The sequence below is a fragment of the Amycolatopsis sp. DSM 110486 genome (assembly GCF_019468465.1).
In the GTDB taxonomy this organism is placed as follows: domain Bacteria; phylum Actinomycetota; class Actinomycetes; order Mycobacteriales; family Pseudonocardiaceae; genus Amycolatopsis.
Map to the genome: position 1 here is coordinate 8293014 of NZ_CP080519.1, position 23127 is coordinate 8316140.

Genomic DNA, 23127 nt, shown 5'->3' on the forward strand with positions numbered 1-23127 from the left:
GGAACCATGCGCACGTCGCCGACACGCCGCCCTCGTCGCGGTCTCATCACGGCGCTCGTCTGCTCCCTGGTGTTGACGGCTGTCAGTACCAACAGCGTCGCCAGTGCAGCCGGAGGCCCGAGCGTGTCGTTGCCCGATGTCAAGTCCACTCCGGTGACCCAGCAGATCTTTGCACCGCCAAGCGGTCACGATGACGCGTCTGATCATCCACTGACCGGCGACCAGAACCCTGGGGCCGGTGCAACAACGCCCGACGGGGAGGGTGACACCAAGGCCACCTCGCTCAGCCCGTCCGCGACGTGGGACGTGACCGAGCAGACCGGTGACTTCAGCTGGTCGTACCCGCTCGACGTGCCTCCGGTGCCCGGAGATCTGACTCCGAGCCTGGCGCTGTCCTATTCGTCGTCTTCTGTCGACGGTCACACCAGCGCGACGAACAACCAGGCTTCGTGGGTCGGTGACGGTTGGGACCTCGCGCCCGGGTTCGTGGAACGTACTTACGGCTCGTGCCAGGACGACAAAGAGGGCGGCACCACCCCACCGAAGGTCGGTGACCTGTGCTGGAAGTCGGACAACGCAACGGCCGCGTACAACGGATCCGGCGGCATGCTGATCCACGACACCACGAAGAATGTCTGGCGCCAACGCAGTGACAGCGGCGCGCGCATCGAGCATCTGACGGGCGCGGGCAACGGTGCTCAAGACGGTGAGTCCTGGAAGATCACCACGGTCGATGGAACCCAGTACTTCTTCGGCTCGACCGCCTCGGCGAACTCGACGTGGACCGTTCCTGTCTACGGCGACGACGCGGGCGAACCGTGCCACGCGGCGAACAACGTTTTCGAGGACTCCTCGTGCGTCCAGGGCTATCGCTGGAACCTCGACAAGGTGATCGACCCGCACGGCAACGAGATCGTCTACACCTACGACGTCGAGACCAACAAGTACGGTCAGGACGGCAAGGACACCCCTGTGTCCTACGTCCGCGGTGGCACGCTGCGGGAGATCCAGTACGGGCTGAACACGCACGTCGCCGCCCCTGCCGTCGGCAAGGTGGTGTTCGCGACCGCCGACCGTTGCGTCCCGGGCAGCCAGTGCACCTTCGACAAGCCCGAGAACTGGCCGGACGTGCCGCTGGCGGATCGATGTGACGCTGCCAGCTGCAAGGATCACCCGAGTCCGACGTTCTGGTCGACCAAACGCCTCGCCAAGATCACTTCGCAGGTGCGATCGGGCACGGGCTACGCCGACGTGACCAGCTGGTCGCTCGACCAGAGTTTCCCCGACCCGGGAGACGGCGAGAAGGCGGCGCTGTGGCTGAAGAGCATCACCCGAACCGGCCTCGTCGGTACGCCGATCTCTCTGCCACCGGTCACCTTCGAAGGCAAAAAGCTCGCAAACCGCGTTGACAAAGCCGATGGCATCGGGCCACTGAACCGGTACCGGCTGTCCGCGATCGTCTCCGAGTCCGGTGGCGTGACCACGGTCAACTACGCCGACCCGGACTGCACCGCGACTTCCCTGCCGGCGAACCCCGAGACAAACACGAAACGCTGCTTCCCCGTCACATGGGCACCCAAGAGCTTCGCCGAGCGCACCGACTACTTCCAGAAGTACGTCGTCTCCTCGATCGTGCAGTCCGACCGGATCAGCTCGAGCACCGAGCAGCTCACCAACTACGAGTACCCCGAGGGCGCGGCCTGGCACTACAGCACTTCGGAGTTCACCCCAGACGACAAGAAGACGTGGGACGAGTTCCGCGGCTTCGGGAAGGTGATCGTCCGCACCGGACGACCCGACGACCCGGACGGTCCGCAGACCTACACCGAAACCCGCTACTTCCGGGGCATGAACGGGGACACTCTCCCCAACAACGGCAAGCGCGCGATCTCCGTGACCGACGACGAGAACGGCAGCCACGTCGACGAAGACTGGCTGCAGGGCTTCACCCTCGAAAGCATCACGAAGAACGGTGCGAGCGGCGCCGTCGTCGGCAAGTCCATCACCGAGCCCAGCTGGCAAGGCCCTACAGCGACACGGGCTGCGTACAACGCCTACATCGTTCACCCGGCGACTTCTCGATCGTTCACGGCTCTGGCCGCCGGTGGCTGGCGCACCACGAAGACGACAACGACGTACGACGCGAACGGTCTGCCCACACAGGTAAGCGATCTCGGAGACATCAACGACGCCACTGACGATCGGTGCACCACAACGACCTACGCGCAGAACACCTCGCTGTGGCTGCTGTCGTATCCGTCGCGCGTGGAGAACACCGCCGTCAGCTGCGGAACGCCGCCCGTGTACCCGCGCGACGTCATTTCCGACACCCTGTCTTCGTACGACAACCAGGCCAACGGCGTCGCGCCCACGACCGGCGACGTCACGACGGCCCAGGACCTCGACGGGTATGACGCCGGCGAGCCGGTCTATCGCACGGCGGCGAAGACTGAGCGCGATGTCTACGGTCGCACCACAAAGGTGATCGACGCGGCGGGCCACCAGGCAACGAGCACCTACACGCCCGTCACTGGCGGCCCCGTGACCCAACTGGAGACCGCGAACACCCTCAAGCAGAAGACCACCACGGCCTTCGAACCCGCGTGGGGCGCCGCCAAGACCACCACGGACGCCAATGCGCGCGTCACGGAGATCACCTACGACGCGCTCGGCCGAAACACCGAGGTGTGGCAGCCGAACCGGCCCCGCTCGGATAACCCACAGGGGAACATCCGCTACGCCTACGACATCCGCAACGACGCACCGAGTTCAGTCTCGACGACCCAGGTGAACGCCAACGGCCGGTTCACCACGTCGACCACGATCTACGACAGCTTCTACCGCCCGCGCCAGGTCCAGACACCGGCGCCCGGCGGCGGTCGGCTTCTTGTGGATACCCGTTACGACTCGCAGAACCGCGCGTACAAGATTACTCAGCCGTTCTTCAACGACCAGAACGTCGACACCAAGCTCTGGGTCGCCAGCGACACCGACATCCCTGGCCTGACACTGAGCGAGTTCGACGGCGCGGGTCGCCCGACCGCCTCGATCTACGAGGCTGGTGGCACCGAGAAGTGGCGCACCACGACCACCTACGGCGGTGACCGGACCAACGTCACGCCGCCGGCCGGTGGTGTGGCCACGACCACCATCACCGACGCTCGAGGCCACACCAGCGCTCTGCGCCAGTACCACGGTCCGCAACCCACCGGCGACTACGACGAGACCACGTACGCGTACACGCCTGGCGACCAGTTGGCCTCGGTCACGGATTCCAGCGGCAATCACTGGAGCTACACCTACGACATTCACGGCCAGCTGAAGCAAGCTGACGACCCTGACCGCGGCGCGACGACGTACACGTACAACCAGCTCGGCCAGCAGACCAGCACGACCGACGCACGCAACGTCACCCTCGCCTACAGCTACGACGACCTGGGCCGGAAGACCGGCGAATACCAAGGCAGCACTACTGGCACCAAGCTCACCGAATGGGCATACGACACCGCGTTCAAGGGCGTCGGCCAGGTAGCCAGCTCTACCCGCTGGGTCAACGGCAACGCCTACACCGAGAAGGTCAACGCGTACTCACCGCTCTACCAGCCGGCGATCCAGACGGTGACCATTCCAGCCACCGAGGGACCGAAGCTCGCCGGCGCCTACCAGACGTTCCTGTCCTACAACCCCGACGGCAGCCTCGGCGGATCCAGCTTCCCCGCCACCGCCGACCTGACCGCCGAGAGCATGCTCTACGTCTACGACGACCTCGGCGACCCCACCACGACCACGGGGGACTCGGACTACGTCACTTCGTCCGACTACAGCCCCTACGGCGAGATCCAGCGCCTCCAACTCGGCGAAGACGGCCACCGAGCCTGGATGACGTACTACTACGACGACCACACCCGGCGCCTGGACCGCACCGTCGTCGACGCCGAGGTCCCGCACTCGATGCAGACAGATACCCACTATGTCTACAACCCCGCCGGCAACATCACGTCGATCTCCAACACGCCACTGGACCAGCCCGCCGACACTCAGTGCTTCCGCTACGACTACCTCCAGCGGCTCACCGAAGCTTGGACTCCAACTGCCGGAGCTTGTGACAACGACCCGAATGCGGCTTCTCTGGCGGGCCCGGCTCCGTACTGGCAGTCCTTCACCTACGACAAGTCCGGCAACCGGCTCACCGACACCCAGCACACGGGCGCCGGTGATGTCACCCGCAACTACAACTACGCCGACCCGGGTACAGCAAAGCCACACCTGCTGAACTCGATCACCACTCCCGGCAAGCCGGAGGCTTCGTACACCTATGACCAGGTCGGCAACACCAAGACCCGCCCGGGCACGTCGGCAACGCAGAACCTCGACTGGACGGTCGAAGGCCAGCTTGACTCGGTGACGGAGGGCACGGCCAAAACCAGCTACACCTACGACGCCAACGGCAGCCGCCTGCTCCGGCACGATCCCACTGGCACCACTCTTTACCTGGGCGGGCAAGAGATCCACGTCGACAACGTCGGCCAGGCCGCTACGACCCGCTACTACAGTCATGGTGGTGGTGCGACCGTTGCCGTGCGCACCGGGGGCACGTTGACCTGGCTGGCTGGTGACCACCAGGGCACCAGCCAGGTGGCCATCAACTCGACCGACCTGAGCGTCACCCAACGCCGCCAAACCCCGTTCGGCGCTCCGCGTGGCCCGGCTACTGACCTCCCCGGCGACCGCGGCTTTGTCGGCGGCATCGAGGACAGTTCGACGGGGCTTACCCAGCTCGGCGCCCGTACGTACGACTCTTCGACGGGGCGCTTCGTCTCGCTCGACCCCGTGTTCGATCCCTCCAACCCACAGCAGATCAACGGATACTCGTACGCGAACAACAGCCCTGTCGCGTTCAGTGATCCTTCGGGGCTTGAGCCGATGGTCATTCCAGTCGGTTGTAAGGGCAGTGAGCTTGAATGCCGAAACGCCGGATATGGTTCTGCACCTTTGAAGTCTTGGCAGGACGACACCAAACGCCAAACGGCTCAGAGGACGGCCGACTGGAATCGGCGTTGGTCACCAAGGACGCGAGACTCAAACAAGCTGGAAAGTCTATGGTCCTCCTATGCTCAATCGATTGGGGGAGATCGAGGATTTTGGGATACGGCCACCGGAATTGGTGATGAGCATGTTTGCTTCGGCCTCCGCGGGTGCCGCATGGCATGGATTCATTTGGAATCAAATCCAGGCGACGTTGACGGCGCCAAAGAAATCGCCGCGACATACTGTGTTGATCACGCTGATGAATGCTCGAGCGAGGAATACTGGGGAAACTTTGTCCATGACACGATGATCGATCTGCTGTTGCTCGGAGCTGGCGCAGTTGGAGGCGCGAGTCGCGCTGCTGGCGAGTCGCCTCTGGCCAGGAGTGAGAGTACTACAGGTGAAGCGGAGGCTGCTGGAGCAGGTGACGAGACTCGTGCGACGTGCGGTGGGGAGTCCTTCACCCCAGATACCAGCGTGGTCATGTCCGACGGGTCTACAAAGCCCATCGACAAGGTGAAGGTGGGGGACGAAGTTGAAGCCGCCGACCCTGCGACCGGCAAAACTAGCGCACAGCTGGTCACGAAGGTTTGGGTAAATCGGGACACCGACCTCCTAAATGTCAAGGTTGATTTTGGGGAACGGCGCTCAATAATCCATGCGACCCAGCATCACTTATTTTGGGATGTTACTCGTCAAACCTGGACAGAGGCTGGCCAACTGGCTAATGGTGACCAACTCCGCACGGATGACGGAGCCGTCGCGACTGTTGCCGGTACTGTCGTGATCCCGGGCGCGGCCGACATGTGGGACCTAACCGTTCGCGCAAGCCATGACTTCTTTGTTACCGGTGAGCAGGTTGGCAATGATAACGGCTCAGCTGCCGAGATCGCCGGCCTCCGGTATCGGGACACGCCTATCTGGATGCGCAGCCTGACGGTAGAAGCTGATCCCACGCACGGTGTTGCAACGAGTAGGCATCCGGTACTTGTTCACAACAACAGCTGCCCGGCCGGTGCACAGCGACCGGCCCCATGGCCGCAGACTGGGACGCCAGTCTTCGATGATCCGACGGTTCCGCCGGGGCCCCAGTGGGTGTGGCGAGGGGACCCCAAGCACCCAGTGGGGTCAGAGTTCGGCGCATGGTATAATCCTGAAACGACTGAGACTTTGCACCCGGATATGGGCCACGGAGGCGACATTGGTGCCCATTGGGATTATATTCCCAAAAAGAATGGCCCCCAGGCGCGGATCTATCGAGATGGGACTTCCGCATGGAAAGAATGACTGAAATTCCCCTTAGCGGAAGTCGCTTCATGGAATGGCTTTACAGCACGGTGGAGGGATCGCCTGCAGCGGTTAGAAGTGTTGTCAAGGCGATGCAAAGCTGGGTACTTTTGGCGCCTTGGAATTGGGATTGGGATGGCGATGCAGCACTTGACATGATAAGTGGTCGTGGGAGTGCTGCAGACTGGCCAGAAGTTACTGACTTATTAATGTCAAAATTCACGTCTTCAGTGGTTATCGCTGAAGATAGGTTGAGTCGATCTACTGATCCTGATGTTATAAGTATCGATTCTTTGAAAGTTAACGTATTCGAAGGAATTGTCAGTATCGACTTGGATGTTTCAGTTTTTAGTGTGATTTCATCCAAATCAAAAGTTGCCCTTGAATCAATACTTCGCGGCATGAGTTACTGGCAGTTTCCCACTTTATTGTTTATTGACAAGGTTCCTAGTCTGTCGAAGCTAAAAGAGGATATGATCCAAAATTCGGTTGGTGGGGTGGCTGCAGTGGCCGTCTCGTGCTGTGACGGTGAAACGGTTGTGGTCGGCTATCCACAGCCCGTAGCCGTGCACCCAAATGAATGATCTTGACCGTGCTTGCCTGTGAAATTGTCGAGGGTTGGCGTGTAAGGATGGACATATTCGTTCTTTCGGGTAAATGTGCGAATTGATGTACGTTGGCATCGACGGCCTTAATATCAACTCAGTTAGGTGTCACGTCGGCGGCCCGAGATGCGTTGCTGAGCTTTCCGCAGCTGGGGTGGACGGTGGTCCTGGTCTGGTCGCCCTCGGCAATACAGGCCGCCACATTCGGCTCGGGGCTAGGCCGGGTCCGACAGAGCTTTGGTCCAGGTGATGAAGGCGTGGAGGACGACTGCTGATCGGTGGACGATGCCGAGCTGATCAGCAGGTTCGGGGATCACGGCGGTGACACCGCGGGCGCGTAGATGCTCGCGGATCGCGCGCGAGGAGTAGGCCTTGTCGCCGCGGACGCGGTCAGATCTCGTGCGGGCCCGACCGGGTCCAGGCCGACGGATCCACAGGTGCCGCATCAGGTGCGGGAACATCGGCCTGTCGCCGCCCTGACCGGGGTCCGACCAACGCCACCAGCGGTCGGCCGTGCCCTTTGAGGAGCTGGCGCACCCGTGGTACTCCACCCGCCACGGGAACGGTCGACTGCGTGAGCGTTGCAGCACCGTGTTCCAGGTGCCGTCGCCGGCCATCCGGCGATGCCAGGCTAAGACCGTTTGTAACGGACCAAACACCGCAGGCACGTCCCGCCAGGCGATCCCGCGCTGATAGCGGCAGATGACTCCCTTGACCATCGCCCGGCGCCTCGGAGAACGGGCGTCCGCGTTACCGGTGAGGACCGGGACCAGGTCCTCGATCATCGCCACTGAGCATCCGAAAACAGCTGAAACCGCGACACGACAAGCCGCATCCCAGCCGTCGACCGAGAAGCGTGTTAGGCACGCCCTAAGGGATGTCTCGTAACTGGTCTTGTGGTTGATGGTGCTGGTGTTGCGGATCAGTCTGCGAGGAGGATGTTGTGCAGGTGCGCGATGCCGGACACTGTGTCGTTCAAGGTGCTGGCTGCGCGGCGGTAGTCGCGCAGGATCTTCCAGCACTTCATCCGCGCCAGGGCGTGTTCGACACGGGCACGGATTTTGCGATGGCCGGCGTTGAGGTCTTCCTTCCAGTTCGGCAGATCACTGCCGTCACGAGGCTTGCGGTAGGGCATGATCACCTCGGGATTTCCTTGGTAGCCCCCGTCGGCCATCACCGGCCGACCTGCCAACTCCTGCTCGATGCCGGAGTCGCGGTAGACAGTGCAGTCGTTGCGGTTGCCCGGATGCGCGTCGCCGGTCGCGATCACCAACCGGGTGTCGGCATCGATCGCGACCTGCACATTCGCCGAATACCGGTAGTTCTTCGACGGCGCTGCCAACCGGTGATCCCGCGTCGGCACCAAGGTGCCGTCCACGATCGCGATCGCGTCGATCCGCCGCTTGCGGACCGGGGCCAGCGCCAGCAGCGGGCCGATCGTGTCGATCACTCGATGCGCCGCGGAATGCGACACTCCGAACAGCGGCCCGATCTGGCGCATCGTCAGGTTCGTCCGCCAGTACGTCGCCACCAGCAGCACACGATCAGCCAGGTCAAGACGCCACTGACGACCAGGACGGCCATCGGCGATCTCGTCACCGCCACGTTTCGCCACGACCCGCACCAACGTGCGGAACTGACCCGGTTCCAACCCCGTGAACGGGGCAATCCACTCCGACCGCGACGCCGAGATCACCTGCACCACACCATGATCAACGATCACCGGCAACCGACCCACACCGGGTTACGAGACATCCCTTAGTTGTGCTGTGCGTCGACGGGATTCCGCACGAATGCCCGGGACTGCCGAGTCCGTGGGTGGGCCGCGTTCGTAGCTAACACGCACTTACGTGTTCACTCAAATGATCCTGAGTGTTGTGGTCAACGTGCAAGATTCGGACACTCAATTACCCCATAGAGCCGCGCGTCGCGGACGGGTCAGAGTAGCAGCAGTTGTCCTCCGACGGTCTCGCCTGCTGTTGAACGTACGCACAGGGAACTACAGGCCTTGACTTCTCGCGTGTGGCCGCCACACGTGATCGTCAGATCGTGCGTTCTCAGGTAGTCCGCGGTCGCGGAGCCATCGTCATCGGCCGTCTCGGGGAATCGGTTGCGAAGGTCGTTGAGTAGGTGGTCTTCGCGGACGTAGACGTTTTTGGCGAGTTCTGGTGGGCGGTTGCGGGCGCTGGTGTGGCCGTGGCGGCAGCGGTAGCCGGGGCGGCCATTGACCCAGTGCGAGTCCAGCCGGCGGCCGCACAGCTGGCATTGCACGAGTCCCGCAAGCACGTACGTCCTGGTGCCGCCGTACTTGGTGGGTCGGCCTGCGCGCATGCCCTGGATCGCCAGGAACGTCGCCTCGTCCACGAGAGCCGGATGTGTGTTCTTCTCCGATTCTGTCCAGCCTCGCGCCGCCGCCGGCCGGACTTGCGGACGGCGGCGGACAGGAGCCGTAGTGCTGGTGCCGTGCCGGTTCCACACCTGGCGCCCGGTATATCGAGGGTTCCCGAGTATTCCCACCACTGTCCGGACGATCCACTCGTGCTTCGTCCGGTGTCGGTTGCGTTCCCGGTCGGCGCTTGATGGGCACGGGACGCCGAGGTCGTTCAACTCCCGCGCGATCCCGGCCACGCTGCGCCCGGTGGCTCGTTGTTCGAAGATCCATCGCACCCATCGTGCGGTGGCCGAATCTGGTTCCAGACGGTGCATGCGGCGACCCCAGCTCGCGTGGGCTCGGTTCGGGTGTGGGCCGGCATTGGCGAGACGGTAGCCGTAGGGTGGTCGGCCGCCGAGGAACCTGCCTTGAACGCGGGACTGGACGTGCATCGCGGCCAGAACCCGGTGCCGAGCTCGTAATACCTCGCGACGCGACTGGGACTCGAGGAGCAGCATCAGTGCCTGGTGGACGGGGTCGTCGAGGTTCACCGGACCGCCCGCTTTCGGGAGCCACAGCTGGATTCCTCGCGCCCGCAGTGCGGTCAGCACGGCGTTGAACTGATCTCCGTAGAACGCTCGTTCGTACTCTCCGATGACGACGGCATCGAACGATCGGTTCGGTTGCTCCGTTGCTGCTATCAGCTGTGGCGTGGCCGGCCGTTGACGCCATGGCAGCCGACGTGAACATCCTTCGTCGAAGTACTCCGCCACGATCACGCCGTGCTCTCGGATCGTCTCCTCGGTGGCCTCTCGCTGCCACCCCAATGACGTCGTTCGGTCCTGGAACTCGACCGTGGACATCCGTCCGTAGAACGCGAGCATTGGCTCAAGCCGGCGTCCTTGAGCGCCTGGTCGTGAGCCGACGTGTCCCCGCCCCCGCCGATGCCCCACGGCGAGTCCTGCGCCGTGGTGACCTGCTTGGCCTCGGCCCGCCCGTTAGCTGTCGTACGGTTCTGCTGTCCGAGTCAGCTGCTGGGTGACGGCTCGTGGCGGCGGACCAAGGTGGCCAACGCCTTCGACGACCACGGCAACGTGATCCAGGTCGAGGACCTCGGCGACACTGCGGTGCAAGGCAGCCGAGTACGAGGAGGCCAAGAAGGCCGCTGCGGACAAGCGCAGCTGGGTCGACATCGCCATCCAGGTCGGCGGTGACATCCTGCAGGAGATCATCGGTGTGAAGGGCATCGTCGATAACTGCATCAAGAACTTCAACCTCGCCGCGTGCGGCTGGGAGGTGCTGACCGCGCTGCCGTGGGGCAAGATCCTCAAGGGCGGGAAGATCGTCGAGAAGATCGTCACGGCGTTCAAGGACACGCTGTCGTGGATCCGGCGCCGTGACAAGGCGATGGCTGATCTGCGCGCGGTCGAGGCTGCGGAGCAGCGGCTGTCCAGTGTGACCGGGTGCAACAGCTTCGCGCGGGGAACGCTGGTGCTGATGGCCGACGGCCTGCGCCGTCCCATCGAGGACGTGCGATTGGGTGATCGAGTACTGGCCACGGACGTGGAGACCGGGCGCAGTATGTCGCGCGAGGTCGTCGCGACGATCGCGGGCCAAGGCTGGAAGCACCTGGTGGAAATCACGGTGGCCGGCCAGTCGCCGATTGTCGCGACCGATGGTCATCCGTTTTGGGAGCCTGACCGTCGACAGTGGGTTCAAGCAGCGGACCTCATTGCCGGTGACCGGCTCCGCAATGACAATGGCTCAGTTGCCGAGGTCACCAACACCCGTCATTGGGACGCGCCGGCGCGCGTACGTAACTTGACAGTCGACACTGATCACACGTACTACGTCGTGGCGGGCGATCGACCGGTACTCGTCCACAACGCCAGCTGCCCCAACGGGAGGTTGTCGGATCCCTTGCCCAACGGGATGAACAACAAGATCGTTTCGGCGTACGATGATGTGAAGGCGGGTAAGATCGCATCACATGATACCTACAGGGGGCTCGAGAACCGTTGGTGGGCGGGAGCCAAGGAGTATCGGGTTCCTGGTAGGCCTGACAATGAAAGAATATTGGAAAAGGAGTTTCCTAACGGCATAAAGGTGTACGGCTGGACGCTAAGGCATTACAAGGTTATTAAGCGCTTTAGTGCTCCACACTTCCCCGATTCTGGATGGAAATGATCAGTTACGGCCAATGGTGGCTAGGTTAAAGAAATGGCTAGGAACTCCTGTGGCTATCGACAAAATATCTCCGTTGTACAGGCTGGTCGACGAGGGTGATGAAAAGTTGCTCGCTGTAGCCGAAGAAGTGGAGGGATTCTTTGTTTCGCCGGACAAGCACCATGGCGAAGTCGCCTTTCTGAATGTGCGGGTGAGTGCTCATGCGCCAAAAAGGACCGACGACGCGATTCTTTACATTATAAATAGTCGGCAAGAAACGATCGGTGAGTATTTTATCGGTCGAGTGGTGTTCGGCAGTGGGGAGGTGAACTATTGGAGCGGAAACAAATCCAGGTTTGAATTTCGGTTCTTCGGAAATCGGTGCGAAGTTCCTGGGACTGGTGAAATCTGGCGACGCTGGGCTTCGGGGGTCCCGGTGCGAAAAGGGGAATGGCTTGACTTGTCGCTTGATCAGCAGGAGTCGTGGCTGCACGTGGTGCAGAACTCGTGGTTCACGACAGGTCATCGAGCTGGTCGTTACGGAGATGATGATATTGTCCATCTCGATGGAGCTCAGATTTCAACGAAAACCGGCTTCTATTGTGCCCTAGGTGAGGCGGTCAATGGTCCTGGAGGGTATTTTGGATCGAACTTGGACGCCCTTGTTGATTGTATTCGTTCCAGCCCTGCTCATAAATCGTTGATCGGGATACGGTGGGACGATTTCGCTGCATCTAGGGAAGCTTTGGGGATTGAATTCATTGATGCAGTGATGGGAGTTATGCATGAATTTGGCGTAGAGGTAACCTGCCTCTAGTTGTAGTCATTTCTCTTTTGTGTCTTTATGGAGTCAGCTAACCGAATGTCTTTGTCGACGTGTTCACATATGTTCGATTGACCTGCGGCTACGGAGAAACTGCTGGCCTGCCGATGGTATGATCATCTGGCTCGTTGTTCCCGCAGCGGGGCGGCTGCCCCTGTGTAAGGCGTGCCCGGGCGGCGGGCGCCCGCGGCATGGCGGGTGCGCCGGCACGACGCCGGAGTCGACGGAGACTTCCCGGTCGAGTTCGTCGATCGCCTCGCAACCACCTGTACACGAGCCACCAGCCTCGCCAAAGTCCCTGAACGCGACCAGCGCCAGAACCGGTTGTAGACCGCCTTCCATGGCCCATAGCGTTCCGGCAGGTCACGCCACGCGACACTGGTCTTGGCCTCGAACAACATCCCGTTGATCACCTGACAGTCATCGCCCCGCGGACGCCCCTTCGCACCAGAAGTCGGAAGCAACGGCTCGATCGCCTGCCAATGCTCATCAGTCAGCTCATGCCTGGGCACCACAACCCGAGATCAAATCAGGTCACCCGCACCCACTTTGAGGACAGGCCCTAGGTATGAGCGTGCCCGACTCGAAAGACCCCGGCGTCTACGTGGTTTCCGTGCGCTCGTCACTACGCAGGCCTGGGCGATGCTCTTCCAGCAAGGAGTCCGGACTCGCCACCACACGAGACCGGCTGTTGCACCAAGGAACCCTGGGCGGCTGGATCAACCCGTGCCTGTCCGGTTGGCTCAAGGTTGGTCTACGCCGCGCACGACGGCCGCGAGCTCATGCTGGCGGTCCGAGGGCCGGGGAATGCGGTCGGCGAGCTGGCGAACGGGGACCGGCATCCGAGGTCGACGACCGTCCAGGGCATTCGAGCCCGGCGTCACCTCGACAGTGACGGCCTCGACCAGGCTCAACCGTGTCTGGTCAACCTTAGCCGCAGCGTTGTGGTTAGCGTGCAAGATCGTCCTCGGACACAGTATTACCCCACGGATCGCGAATCACGATCTCGGTGGTTGTGCCTGATGTGCGGCTCAGGTCGAGTTGATCGTTTCGAGTCGACAACCGGCGTGGTCGCAGATAACGAACGTTCCTGATGTGCGTAGCGCTGTCGCGATGCGGCTGGGTTGTGTTCGGTTTGGCGCGGGTTCGTTGTGGCCGGTGGTGGTTTGGTCTCCGAGTCGGATGCTGATCTGGTCGATGAGATGGTCTTCTCGGATGTACAAGGTCTTCGGCCGAGTCTGGGTTGGGCCTTGGGTGCTGCGGTGGCCGTGGCGGCAGCGGTAGGTGGGGCGTCCGTGGTTCCAGTGGGAGTCCAGCCGTCGGTGGCAGATGCCGCAGTGGATGAGGCCGGCGAGGGCGAACTGGTGGGTCCGGCCGTCGTTGGATGGTCGTGCCGCTCGGGTCTGCTGGGCAGCGCCGAAGTCGTGCTCGGTGACGAGCGCTGCATGGGCGCGCTTGGCGGATAGCGCCGGTGTCGAGGTCGGGTTGCTTTTTCCGGTGGCGCGGCTGGCGAGGATGACGGCGACGGTGCGTAGTGTCCACGTGCTGCGGCCTCGGTGGCGGTTGCGTTCGGGGTCGGCGCTGGAGGGGCAGGGGATGCCTCGTTCATTGAGGCGCCGGGCGATGCTGGTGACAGTGAGCTTGTCCCCGTTCGCCGGACACGCGGGGTGTGGCGTCAGCGATCGTGGTGTGGTGACGGTCGCTCGGGGTTGCGGGCTTCAAACTCGGCCGGGCTGAGCATCCCAATGCAGGAGTGTCGCCGTGCCGGGTTGTACCAGCATTCTATCCATTCGAAGATCGCGGTGGCAAGCTCGTCACGGGTTTCCCAGGTTCTTGTGTCGAGTACTTCGAGTTGAAGTGTGCCCCAGAAGGATTCCATCATGGAATTGTCGTAGCAATCGCCTACGGTGCCCATGGAGGGTAGGATTCCGGCTGTTCGGGGTCGTTGTCCGAATGCCCAGGCCGTGAATTGCGATCCGTGGTCGGAATGCAGGATGGTGCTGCCGGATTCGGGTTGGCGGCGGAGGGTGGCCATGCCGAGTGCGTCGATCACCAGCTCGGTGCGCATATGGTTGTTGATGGACCAGCCGATGATGCGCCGGGAATAGGCGTCCATGACGGCGGCACAGTACAGTTTCCCTTCTTTGGTGGGATGTTCGGTGATGTCGGTGAGCCACAGCCGGTTCGGGCCCTCGGCGGTGAATTTGCGGTTGACCAAGTCTTCGGCGGGCTCCTCGGCGGGGTTGCGGGTCGTGCAGCCGCGGCGTCGGCGTCGGTAGAGGCCTTGGATGCCGGCTTCGCGCATGAGCCGGGCCACTCGCTTGTGGTTGACGTTCACGCCCATTCCGAGGGCGAGTTCCGCGTGCACGCGTGGCCACCCGCAGGTTCCGCGGGATTCGACGTGAATGGCCTCGATGTGTTTGAGTAGCAGTTTATTGTCCTTCTCCCTGGACGAGGGCGGCCGGTCGTGCCAGTCGTAATAGCCCGACCGCGACACACCCGGCAGGCCACCGCGACGTCGAAACCGTCAGCGGCGAGCTCGCGGACCAGCGGGTAGATTACTGTGGGAGAACGTTCTCCCGCGCGAAGTACGCGGCCGCCAGCTTGAGGATCTCGTTTTCCATCTCGAGCTGGCGGGTTTTCTTCCGCAGCTCGGCAAGTTCCTTCTTCTCCGCGCTCGTCAAACGGGTCGTCGAGCCGTTCTCATCGGTCGCATCCTGGGTCATCCGGTTCCGCAGGCACGACTCGCTGATGCCCAGCTCTTTGGCCAGCTCAGCGACCGGTTTGGAGCCCTGACGGGCTAACTCGACGGCGCGACGACGAAACTCAGGCGGGTGTGGTGCAGGCACCGGGACATCCTTCCTGGTGACCCAGGGTCACCTCAGGGCAGGTGTCCGAGCTGCGGGGGACAAGCTCAGTCGCCACCAAACCCGGTACTTGACAGAGGTTCGAGTTCCTCAGGAGTTGAGCCGGTACTTGCGGGCTATGAGCAGTGCCGTTTCGGCCGGGCCGGCGTCTTGCGCGGCTCGTGTCGCACGTTCAGGCGTGATCGCAACCCGTCGCGGTGAGCCGGCGCGAGTGGCCTCGGTCCTACCGACGCTGCGGCGCCCGGAAACGAAAAAGGCGATTGTCGAGATGAGCGCGGAACTGACGGTCCCGGATCGGGAAACCGGCCGCAGGGCGATTCTCTGAGCTATTCATCTTTCGATTTTTGCAGTCCTCGACACCGCGTCGACACGGGTGCGCGCAACCTGTGTGGTTCTTGTGGCGCGACATAGTCGATCCTGCGCACCGCACCGGGCGTGCTGTCCCATGGCTGGCCGGTCGACCTTCTCGGATGGCTGACCGCGGTGTGCAAGCACTGCGTGGACGCTCCAAAGACGTTACACCGGCTGTCGCACCGGATTTGCCTATTGTATACCGGATGGTAGCGTGGTATAGCCGCAACACTACTAAAGTAGTGCTGTTTGTTCTGGGAACCGGCTCCGGAGCGAAAGGCGGCGATGGCATGATGTCGGAATGCCGGTGATCAATCAGAAGCCTGGTGACGCTCATGCGTCGGATCCGTCCGAGTTGCACCTGGTCGTCAGGGGGCACGGCGAGGACTCACAGCTGCGCGCCCTGCGTGAATGGCTGCTTCGCGAGGACGACCTGCGGGGCTGCCTGGAACTGCGGAACCGTCCGGTTGGGCCCGATCAGATGGGCGGAGTCCTGGACCTGCTCGCGGTGACGCTGGGTACCGGCGGCGCGGGAGTTGTGCTCGCTCAGTCTCTCTCGACATGGCTGACGCAGCGACGGACCGACGTCACGGTCACCGTGAAGGCGCAAGACGGCCGTGAGGTGAGTGTGGACGTGCGGCGCGCCCTCGATCCTCAGGCGGTTATCCGGGAGGTCGCATCCCTGGTTGAGCCCGTCGAGGACTGACCGGATGGACACTCCCTGGTTCCCGGAGGCCGGCAAGTGCCGAGCGGTTTTGATCGGCACGAGCACCTACGGGGCGGCGGACCTGACCGCCATTCCCGCGGTGGCGAATAACCTGGCAGCACTGCGGGACGCCTTGACGGACCCGACGACCGGGCTGTTTAGTGCAGAACACTGCGCTGTCGAAGGCCTTGACACGCCGACATCGCTAGCCCAAGTCGGCATGGCGCTCGGCCGTGCCGCCCGCGAGGCCACCGACCTTTTGGTGGTCTACTACGCCGGTCATGGATTGCTTGACGACGACGGGAGCCTGCATCTCGGGCTCGAGGACACCGAGCCGCAGAACGTCGGGTACAGCGGCCTTCCGATAGCGCGGATCAAGCAGGATCTGGGCCAGGCCCGCGCGCGGGCGCGGGTCCTGATCCTGGACTGCTGCTTTTCGGGGCAAGCGATCGCGGCGATGGCTACTCCCAGCAGCCTTGTGACCGGTCAGCTCACCCTCACCGGGACCTACACCCTCACGTCCAGCTCGGCGAACGTTCCTTCCCACGCTCCGGCCGGGGCCCGGCATACGGCGTTCACCGGTGCGTTGTTGAGCGCGCTGGCCGAACCCGAGCCCCGCACACTCGACGAGATCTACCAGCACGTGCACGGACGGCTGGTCGGGCTTGGCCTGCCGGCACCTCAGCGCCGGGCGACGAACACTGCCGGTCGGCTGGCGCTGGTGCGCGGCGCTTCAGCGGCGTCCGGGGACAGCGCCTCGGAACCCGAGACAGAACAGGCCGTTGACCCGCCTCCCGTGTCCTCACGGACCCGGACGAGCACGTTGGCTCGGGTGCTCGTCGAGGCAGGAGCCTCACCAGCGAAGGCGCCCGAAGTCCGGCGCCGGCCGGGCGCGTCGCCGCCTGGATCGCGGCCGACGCCCGGGACCGACGCGGACCGCGCGGCGATCGTCGAGTTCTGGAGCACGGTGGAGATGTTCAGCCCGCAGCCGGTGAAGAAGGTGAACCGGAGGGAGAGGGTGACCTCAGTCGTGCCCGGTGAGCCCTTGCCGTGGGACCCCGATCACGAGCTGGCGCGCTACCGGCTGACCTCGAAACAAGCCTGGCGGCACACGGTCTACCTGGGCGTCTACCAGCTCGAGCCGGTCTTCGACTTCCTCAACTCGGTGTTTCCTCCGGACGAGATGAGCTACGACGAGCGCCCCGCGGGGGAGAGTGCCTTGGCGGCGTTCGTCGTCTCGGGAACAGGGCGTCCGCTGGTCGACTCGCAGGTGCTGTCCAGCTGTGCGTGGGCGACCGGCCGCGTGCTCAACCCCGGGCCCGACGAGCCCGGTTGGCTGAGCGGATTCGAACGAACCCGGAATGACTTCGCCGCCCTGTTCGAGGATCTCGTCACGCCCGGCAGGGAGACGGTGCGGGAGGCCCGGCAGTCCGGGCGGGTGCACGAGGTGGGGAACCTGGCCGACGAGGAATTGCTCGCCGGGTGCTTCCGGCTGGTCGAAGACCTCGTCCGGCTCGCCAGCGTGGTGCCGCACGGTGAGATCCGCGTGCACAGCCAGATCGTGGCCAAGCGCAACGCCTTCAGCGTGGACGGCCACGACTTCCTCAACAGCATGATCGCCGACGACCTGGTCGCCGTGGCGGCGAGCGCCGCACGGGGCGGCGCCGGAGCGGCTCTTCGTGACTACCTCCGCCCTGATGCCGAGGTAGATCTCGGGGCCCGCGTGGACGTGCGGGACCGACCGGACGCGGTGCTGCACGCCACCTCGCCCGGACAGATCCCGCTGGGACGGTGGCCGAGCAGCCCGGACCACTCGTTGGCGCTCGGGCAGCAGCTGGCGGTCACCAGCGCGGTGCGGCCGCGGGACGGTGCCGGGCGGATCTTCGCCGTCAACGGACCGCCTGGCACCGGAAAGACCACCATGCTACGAGACCTTGTCGCCGCGCTGGTGGTCGAGCGGGCTGGTGCCCTGGCAGGACTCAACCGGCCCGACGACGCGTTCGCCGGCACGACGGAGACGTGGCTGACCGGTGACTACAAACGGGTGATCCACCTCCTCCGGCCCCAGCTCACCGGGTTCGAGATGGTCGTCGGGTCGGCGAACAACGGCGCCGTCGAGAACGTCACGAACGAGATGCCGGCACGGGAGGCCATCGACGACCACTGGCGTCGGACGGCCGAGGAGATCGACTACTTCGCGGGCACCGCGTCAGCGCTGCTCGCCACTGACAACGACCCTGCGAACCGCGGTTCGCAGCAGGTAGACGAAGAAGAGGGTGGTTGGGCCCTGCTTACCGCGCGGCTGGGCAACAAGGCCAACCGCAGTCGGTTCGTCGACGCGTTCTGGTTCCGCACACCACCCAAGCAGACTGCCGGCGCGAACGACGGCGCGCCGAAGGACGACGAAGACGAGGACGCAACTGCCTTCGACCACGCGCAAGCCGGTCTGTTGGCCATCCTCAAGGACTACGAGCGGACGACGCCGTCCGAGACGTGGCCGGAAGCCGTAGCCGAATTCAACCGGGCGCTCGAGCGCGCCGAAGCGGGCCAGACCGAGCGGGATCGCGTCTACCGGACTTGGTGTGAAAAGCCGGAGGCCGAGAAGCACTTGAGGCAATGTCAAGAGGAACTGTCGTCCGCCGGAAGACAGCTTGACGGCATCCGCGCTCCGCTCGCCGAAGCGAACAGTCGCGTGCAGGCCTGGTACGCGGAGGGCCGGCGCCTCACCGGGCTGCGGATCGAGCACCAGCGGTTCCGGCCGGGGTTCCTGGAGTGGCTGACCTCGTGGGGACGCGCCCTGCGGGAATGGCGAAACCGCGACTCGAAGCTGGCTGGAGAACTCACCGCTGCCGAACGAGCGTTCGACTTGGCCCGTCAGGTGGCAGCCCGACTGGCGAACGAAGCCAGTACCGCCGCCGGAGTACACGCTCGGGCGAAGACGGGCACGGAGCGGGCACAGCACGCACTGAATACTCTGCTCGCCGAACTCACGGGCGCGGAGGTAGTCCTCGGGCCGCACTTCCCTGATCGCAGCTGGTTCGAAGACCGGTCTCGCCGCGAGTTGACGGCGCTCTGGACCGACTCCGAATGGAACTCGGCGCGGACGGATCTGTTTTTGGCGGCTTTGCGTCTGCACAAGGCTTTCCTCCGGCACGTACCGACGAAGATGCGTCAGAGCCTTCAGGGTGCGATGGACGTGTTGTCCGGCAGCGCACCGCGAGACTTGTCCCAGAACGCCGCACTGGCGGCGTGGCAGGCACTGTTCCTGGTGGTTCCGGTGGTGTCGACGACGTTTTCTTCCTTCGCTCGCATGTTCTCCCACTTGGGCGCGGAGACATTGGGCTGGTTGCTGATCGACGAGGCCGGGCAGGCGACACCACAGAGCGCCGTCGGAGCCCTCTGGCGTGCGAAACGCGCGGTGATCGTCGGCGACCCGCTGCAACTCGAACCAATCACCACGGTACCGTTCCGAGCCGAACAGGCCATTCGCCGGGAACTCGGCGTCGACGAGCAGTGGTTGCCGGGCCGCACGTCCGTGCAACGCGTGGCTGACCGCCTCACGCACCTGGGGACGTTGCTGCCTTCGGACGACGGGAAAATTTGGGTAGGCGCGCCGTTGACCGTGCACCGCCGCTGCGACGAGCCGATGTTCGGAATCGCCAACGACATCGCGTACGACGGGCTGATGATCCACGGCAACACGTCGGCGCACGCCGACCGGTTCACCGAGGAGTACCCGTCGTTACCCGAGTCCAAGTGGATCGACGTGGCTACCAGTCACTCCGAAGGCCACTGGATACCTGCGGAGGGTCAGCAGCTGGATCGGATCCTGGCGGCCCTCGGTGCGTTGGATTTCGACATGTCCGACGTCATGGTCATCGCGCCGTTCCGGGACGTTGCAGACCGAGTTCGCCGGCGCAGTGACCGTTATCCCGACTTGGTGGCCGGAACCATCCACACGGCCCAGGGAAAGCAGGCGGACGTTGTGGTCCTCGTGCTCGGCAGTGATCCTCAGCGCCCTGGAGCCCGTCGTTGGGCGGCGAGCAAACCCAATCTGCTCAACGTCGCGGCCAGCCGGGCGAAACGTCGTCTCTACGTCATCGGTGACCGGCGAGCATGGTCCAGCCAACGCCACTTCGACGTGCTGGCCACGCGATTGCCGTTCTCGGCTCCGCGGTAGCTCGTCGAGGTGCATGGGATCAGCTTCCTCCGGTTGTCCGGACACCTTGGCGTTGCAACCGGGCCAGCCCCGTCGGCGTGGCCTCGCTCAACGTGACAGAACACCTCGCCGCTACGCAAGGCCGATCTGATGGAGTCAGCCGATGAGCCTGATCGAAGATACCGGAGCTGACCGTTCCCACGACCCGCAGCATCACGGTCCAGTTCGGCACTCCCATAGATGCACCTATCCCGCAGCGGTAGCGACGGGTCCGCTAGAATCGTGAGAACTTTGTGGGGAGAGAAGTGACACAGCTTTCGACACAACTACACCAGCTTGCCAGGGCACTGGACGAGCGATTCTCCCGTCACGTGCACCGAGAAGGTATTGACGGCAGGGATCCCGAGGAAGATAGTAAAAAGCTGCGATCACGTGGGCTCGCTGCCATGGCCGCCCACATCGTCGCCGGCGTCTCCGACCGTGATGCGGGCGAACGCGTGACCGACTACTTCCTTGACGATGGCATCGACGGATTCGCCGTAGCGACAGCTGCCCCATCCTCGCGGGTACTCCACCTGATACAGGCCAAATGGTCAACCGACGGAAGCCACACCTTCAAGGTTGAAGAGGCGAAGAAGCTGGTAACCGGGTTCGCTAAACTCCGGGCAGGACAACTTGCCTCGCAGAACTTGCTGAACCGACATCGTGACGAAATCGACCCTGTGATGTCCACTCCCGGTGCAAGGGTCTGCTTGGTCTTCGCGACCAGTGGGCACCGGCCGGTTCCGCCGAACACCAGGAAGGAAATCGACGAGGCCGTCACACGCGATATCGGAGCCGAAATTTCTGTCGACGTCCAGTGGCTGCTGCTCAAGGATTTCGTCGGGCACCTCGAAGCCAACATGACACGGCGGGGCGTGGCCGTTTCGGCACCCCTGCTACGGAACCGGCCCGTTGACGAGCAATATCCTGCGCTGCAGGGCACCATCAGCGCAGCCGAACTCGGCGAGTGGTTTACGGACCACGGCAGGGCAATCTTCGACGACAACGTGCGCGTCGACATGACGAGTAACGTCAATGACGAGATCGTTGAGTGCCTGCTTCGCGAGCCGGAAAACTTCTGGTATTTCAACAACGGCGTTACCGCATTGTGTGAGCGCTGGCAGCGCGCGCCGATAAACGGCAGAGAAGTGCCATACGAATTCACCAACCTGCGGATCGTCAACGGTGCCCAGACGGTCAGTAGTATCGGGAGGGCGATGCAGTATAGCCGTGACTCCGTTGCTAAAGCGCAAGTTCCAATCCGGTTCGTCGCCCTTGACACGAAAGGGCCGCGATTCGGCGCGCGAATCGCGTACGCAACCAACCGTGCCAATCCGATGGTGCCCCGCGACTTTCTGGCCATGGACCATGTGCAGCAGCGACTACGCGACGAATTCACCTTGACATGGGGTCGTACGTACTCGATTCGCGCGAATGACAGCGTACCCAGTGATAAAACTGGCTGCTCTGTGCTGGAGGCGACGATCGCGATGGCATGCGGCCGGCACAACGTGCCTACGCTCGTCGATGCCAAGTATGACGTCTCGTCGTTGTGGAAGACCCAGGGTGAGAGTTACCGTGAGCTGTTCAACAACAAGACGTCCGCGACCGAAGTCTGGCGACGCGTGTTGGCTCTGCGCATGATCAGGAAGGCTCTCCACCAAGACGATGTGCTGACCAGTCAGCGAATGAAGAACGTTGCCGTCCTGGGCGAGCTGCTCATCGCGCACATCGTCTTCCGACAGCTTGGCGACGATGGGATCGCAGACATCCGGTCGGATTGGGGCGACCGGATGCCGTCGGTTGAGAAGCACACTGTCGCGGCTGTACGTGCGCTGGCGGCGAGCGTTGACCACAGACTGCTCGCGAAGCCGGCGTCCAAGAATCCCTGGAGGGACGTAGCGAACCTACTCAGGGACAAGAAGTGGGTGTCCGATCTGTTGGACCACTCTGGACTGCCCGTGCCGGACGACAACTCCGAAGTCAACTTGCCTTGGCCATCAGAACCGGCGTTCAGGCTGCTGGTCCGGGACGCCTACCGAGCGGTCGGCGGGATATGTGACGGTGGTTTTCTGGTGCGGGCCGGAGCCACCGCCACCGCCACCGACCAGAGTTCACTCAGCACGACACAGCTCCGCCATCGGCAGAATCTTCGGGACTCGCTGGCTTTCGTCGAAGACGGCGGCTTTCTTCGCCTGACCCGTGACGCCTCGTTCGAGTCACCCAGCCAGGCCGCCGCTGTACTGCTGGGCCATTCGGTCAACGGCGCCGACGGCTGGACCACCAGCGACGGAAAAACCTACCGCGAGGTCACAAAGGCTGGGGTGATATAGCGACGACCGGCAGGTCGTCACGGAGTCTGTCCGGCAGTATCGCGTGTACGCCCCCATGCTTGGCGACCTCTGACGCCGAAGCCGAATGTGATTCGGCAGGCGGCTGTCACCGCATGCAAACTGTGCACCGGTAGACCCCAATCAAGTTTCTGACACGTCGCCGTCATCCCGCGTGGGTGCTCGTCGCGAAGGCACAAGCATGCGTCCGACGCCTTGACCGGCAGGTACAGCGTTGATCCCGCGATCAGGTCTTACGAGCAGCCACACACACTGCCTCATCGCCTGAATACGTCACAGTGTGAGGCGTGTGTGCAATTTCGGACACTCAATTGCCCCATGGGGCGTGCGGTGACTTCGGGGTCGACGACTTGAGAACCTGCAGGTCAGCC

General features: G+C 63.4%; 14 protein-coding genes. 7 read left to right on the top strand and 7 right to left on the bottom strand.

Features of this window, described 5'->3' with window-relative positions; genetic code table 11:
• Positions 1–6: 6 nt before the first annotated feature.
• A complete protein-coding gene (locus K1T34_RS40150) occupies positions 7–6315 on the top strand; it encodes an RHS repeat-associated core domain-containing protein (RefSeq protein ID WP_220239922.1) in 6309 nt (2102 codons plus the stop codon).
• Positions 6312–6899 (top strand): hypothetical protein, encoded by a 588-nt coding sequence (locus tag K1T34_RS40155; RefSeq protein ID WP_220239923.1) that lies wholly within the window; start codon positions 6312–6314, stop codon positions 6897–6899. The genes K1T34_RS40150 and K1T34_RS40155 overlap by 4 nt, the downstream gene beginning before the upstream one ends.
• Before the next feature lie 236 nt (positions 6900–7135).
• Here K1T34_RS40155 and K1T34_RS40160 read toward each other — a convergent pair whose 3' ends face one another.
• The 3 genes from K1T34_RS40160 to K1T34_RS40170 form a co-directional block, all read right to left on the bottom strand.
• Positions 7136–7705 carry a transposase gene (locus K1T34_RS40160; RefSeq protein ID WP_220239924.1) on the bottom strand — a complete coding sequence of 190 codons (570 nt, stop codon included), beginning with the start codon at positions 7703–7705 and terminating at the stop codon, positions 7136–7138.
• 137 nt (positions 7706–7842) lie between these two features.
• Positions 7843–8622: a transposase family protein gene (locus tag K1T34_RS40165; protein ID WP_220239925.1), complete on the bottom strand. Its 780-nt coding sequence runs from the start codon at positions 8620–8622 to the stop codon at positions 7843–7845.
• A gap of 236 nt (positions 8623–8858) precedes the next feature.
• Complete coding sequence (locus K1T34_RS40170) at positions 8859–10175, bottom strand: recombinase family protein (RefSeq protein WP_255637908.1); 1317 nt, start codon at positions 10173–10175, stop codon at positions 8859–8861.
• A gap of 352 nt (positions 10176–10527) precedes the next feature.
• On the opposite strand from K1T34_RS40170, the gene K1T34_RS40175 reads away from it, so the two are divergent.
• The gene (locus tag K1T34_RS40175; RefSeq protein WP_220239926.1) at positions 10528–11478 is read left to right on the top strand and encodes a polymorphic toxin-type HINT domain-containing protein; all 951 of its coding nucleotides are present in this window, start codon (positions 10528–10530) and stop codon (positions 11476–11478) included.
• A 49-nt stretch (positions 11479–11527) separates the two neighbouring features.
• Entirely contained in the window at positions 11528–12274 is a 747-nt protein-coding gene (locus K1T34_RS40180; RefSeq protein ID WP_220239927.1) for a barstar family protein, read from the top strand.
• A 122-nt stretch (positions 12275–12396) separates the two neighbouring features.
• Here K1T34_RS40180 and K1T34_RS54825 read toward each other — a convergent pair whose 3' ends face one another.
• The 4 genes from K1T34_RS54825 to K1T34_RS40200 form a co-directional block, all read right to left on the bottom strand.
• A complete protein-coding gene (locus K1T34_RS54825; RefSeq protein WP_220239928.1) occupies positions 12397–12795 on the bottom strand; it encodes a transposase in 399 nt (132 codons plus the stop codon).
• 516 nt (positions 12796–13311) lie between these two features.
• Positions 13312–13959 carry a recombinase zinc beta ribbon domain-containing protein gene (locus tag K1T34_RS54830; protein WP_220247640.1) on the bottom strand — a complete coding sequence of 216 codons (648 nt, stop codon included), beginning with the start codon at positions 13957–13959 and terminating at the stop codon, positions 13312–13314.
• Positions 13956–14777: an IS3 family transposase gene (locus K1T34_RS40195; protein ID WP_220239929.1), complete on the bottom strand. Its 822-nt coding sequence runs from the start codon at positions 14775–14777 to the stop codon at positions 13956–13958. Before K1T34_RS40195 ends, K1T34_RS54830 begins: the two co-directional genes overlap by 4 nt.
• Positions 14778–14838: 61 nt before the next feature.
• Entirely contained in the window at positions 14839–15129 is a 291-nt protein-coding gene (locus tag K1T34_RS40200) for a transposase (RefSeq protein ID WP_220239930.1), read from the bottom strand.
• Positions 15130–15799: 670 nt separating this feature from the next.
• Here K1T34_RS40200 and K1T34_RS40205 point away from each other — a divergent pair.
• From K1T34_RS40205 to K1T34_RS40215, 3 genes are all read left to right on the top strand, one after another.
• Positions 15800–16204: a hypothetical protein gene (locus tag K1T34_RS40205; RefSeq protein ID WP_220239931.1), complete on the top strand. Its 405-nt coding sequence runs from the start codon at positions 15800–15802 to the stop codon at positions 16202–16204.
• 4 nt (positions 16205–16208) lie between these two features.
• Positions 16209–20384: an AAA domain-containing protein gene (locus K1T34_RS40210; RefSeq protein ID WP_220239932.1), complete on the top strand. Its 4176-nt coding sequence runs from the start codon at positions 16209–16211 to the stop codon at positions 20382–20384.
• Between the two features lie 425 nt (positions 20385–20809).
• Positions 20810–22738: an AIPR family protein gene (locus K1T34_RS40215; RefSeq protein WP_220239933.1), complete on the top strand. Its 1929-nt coding sequence runs from the start codon at positions 20810–20812 to the stop codon at positions 22736–22738.
• The last annotated feature ends 389 nt before the right edge of the window (positions 22739–23127 follow it).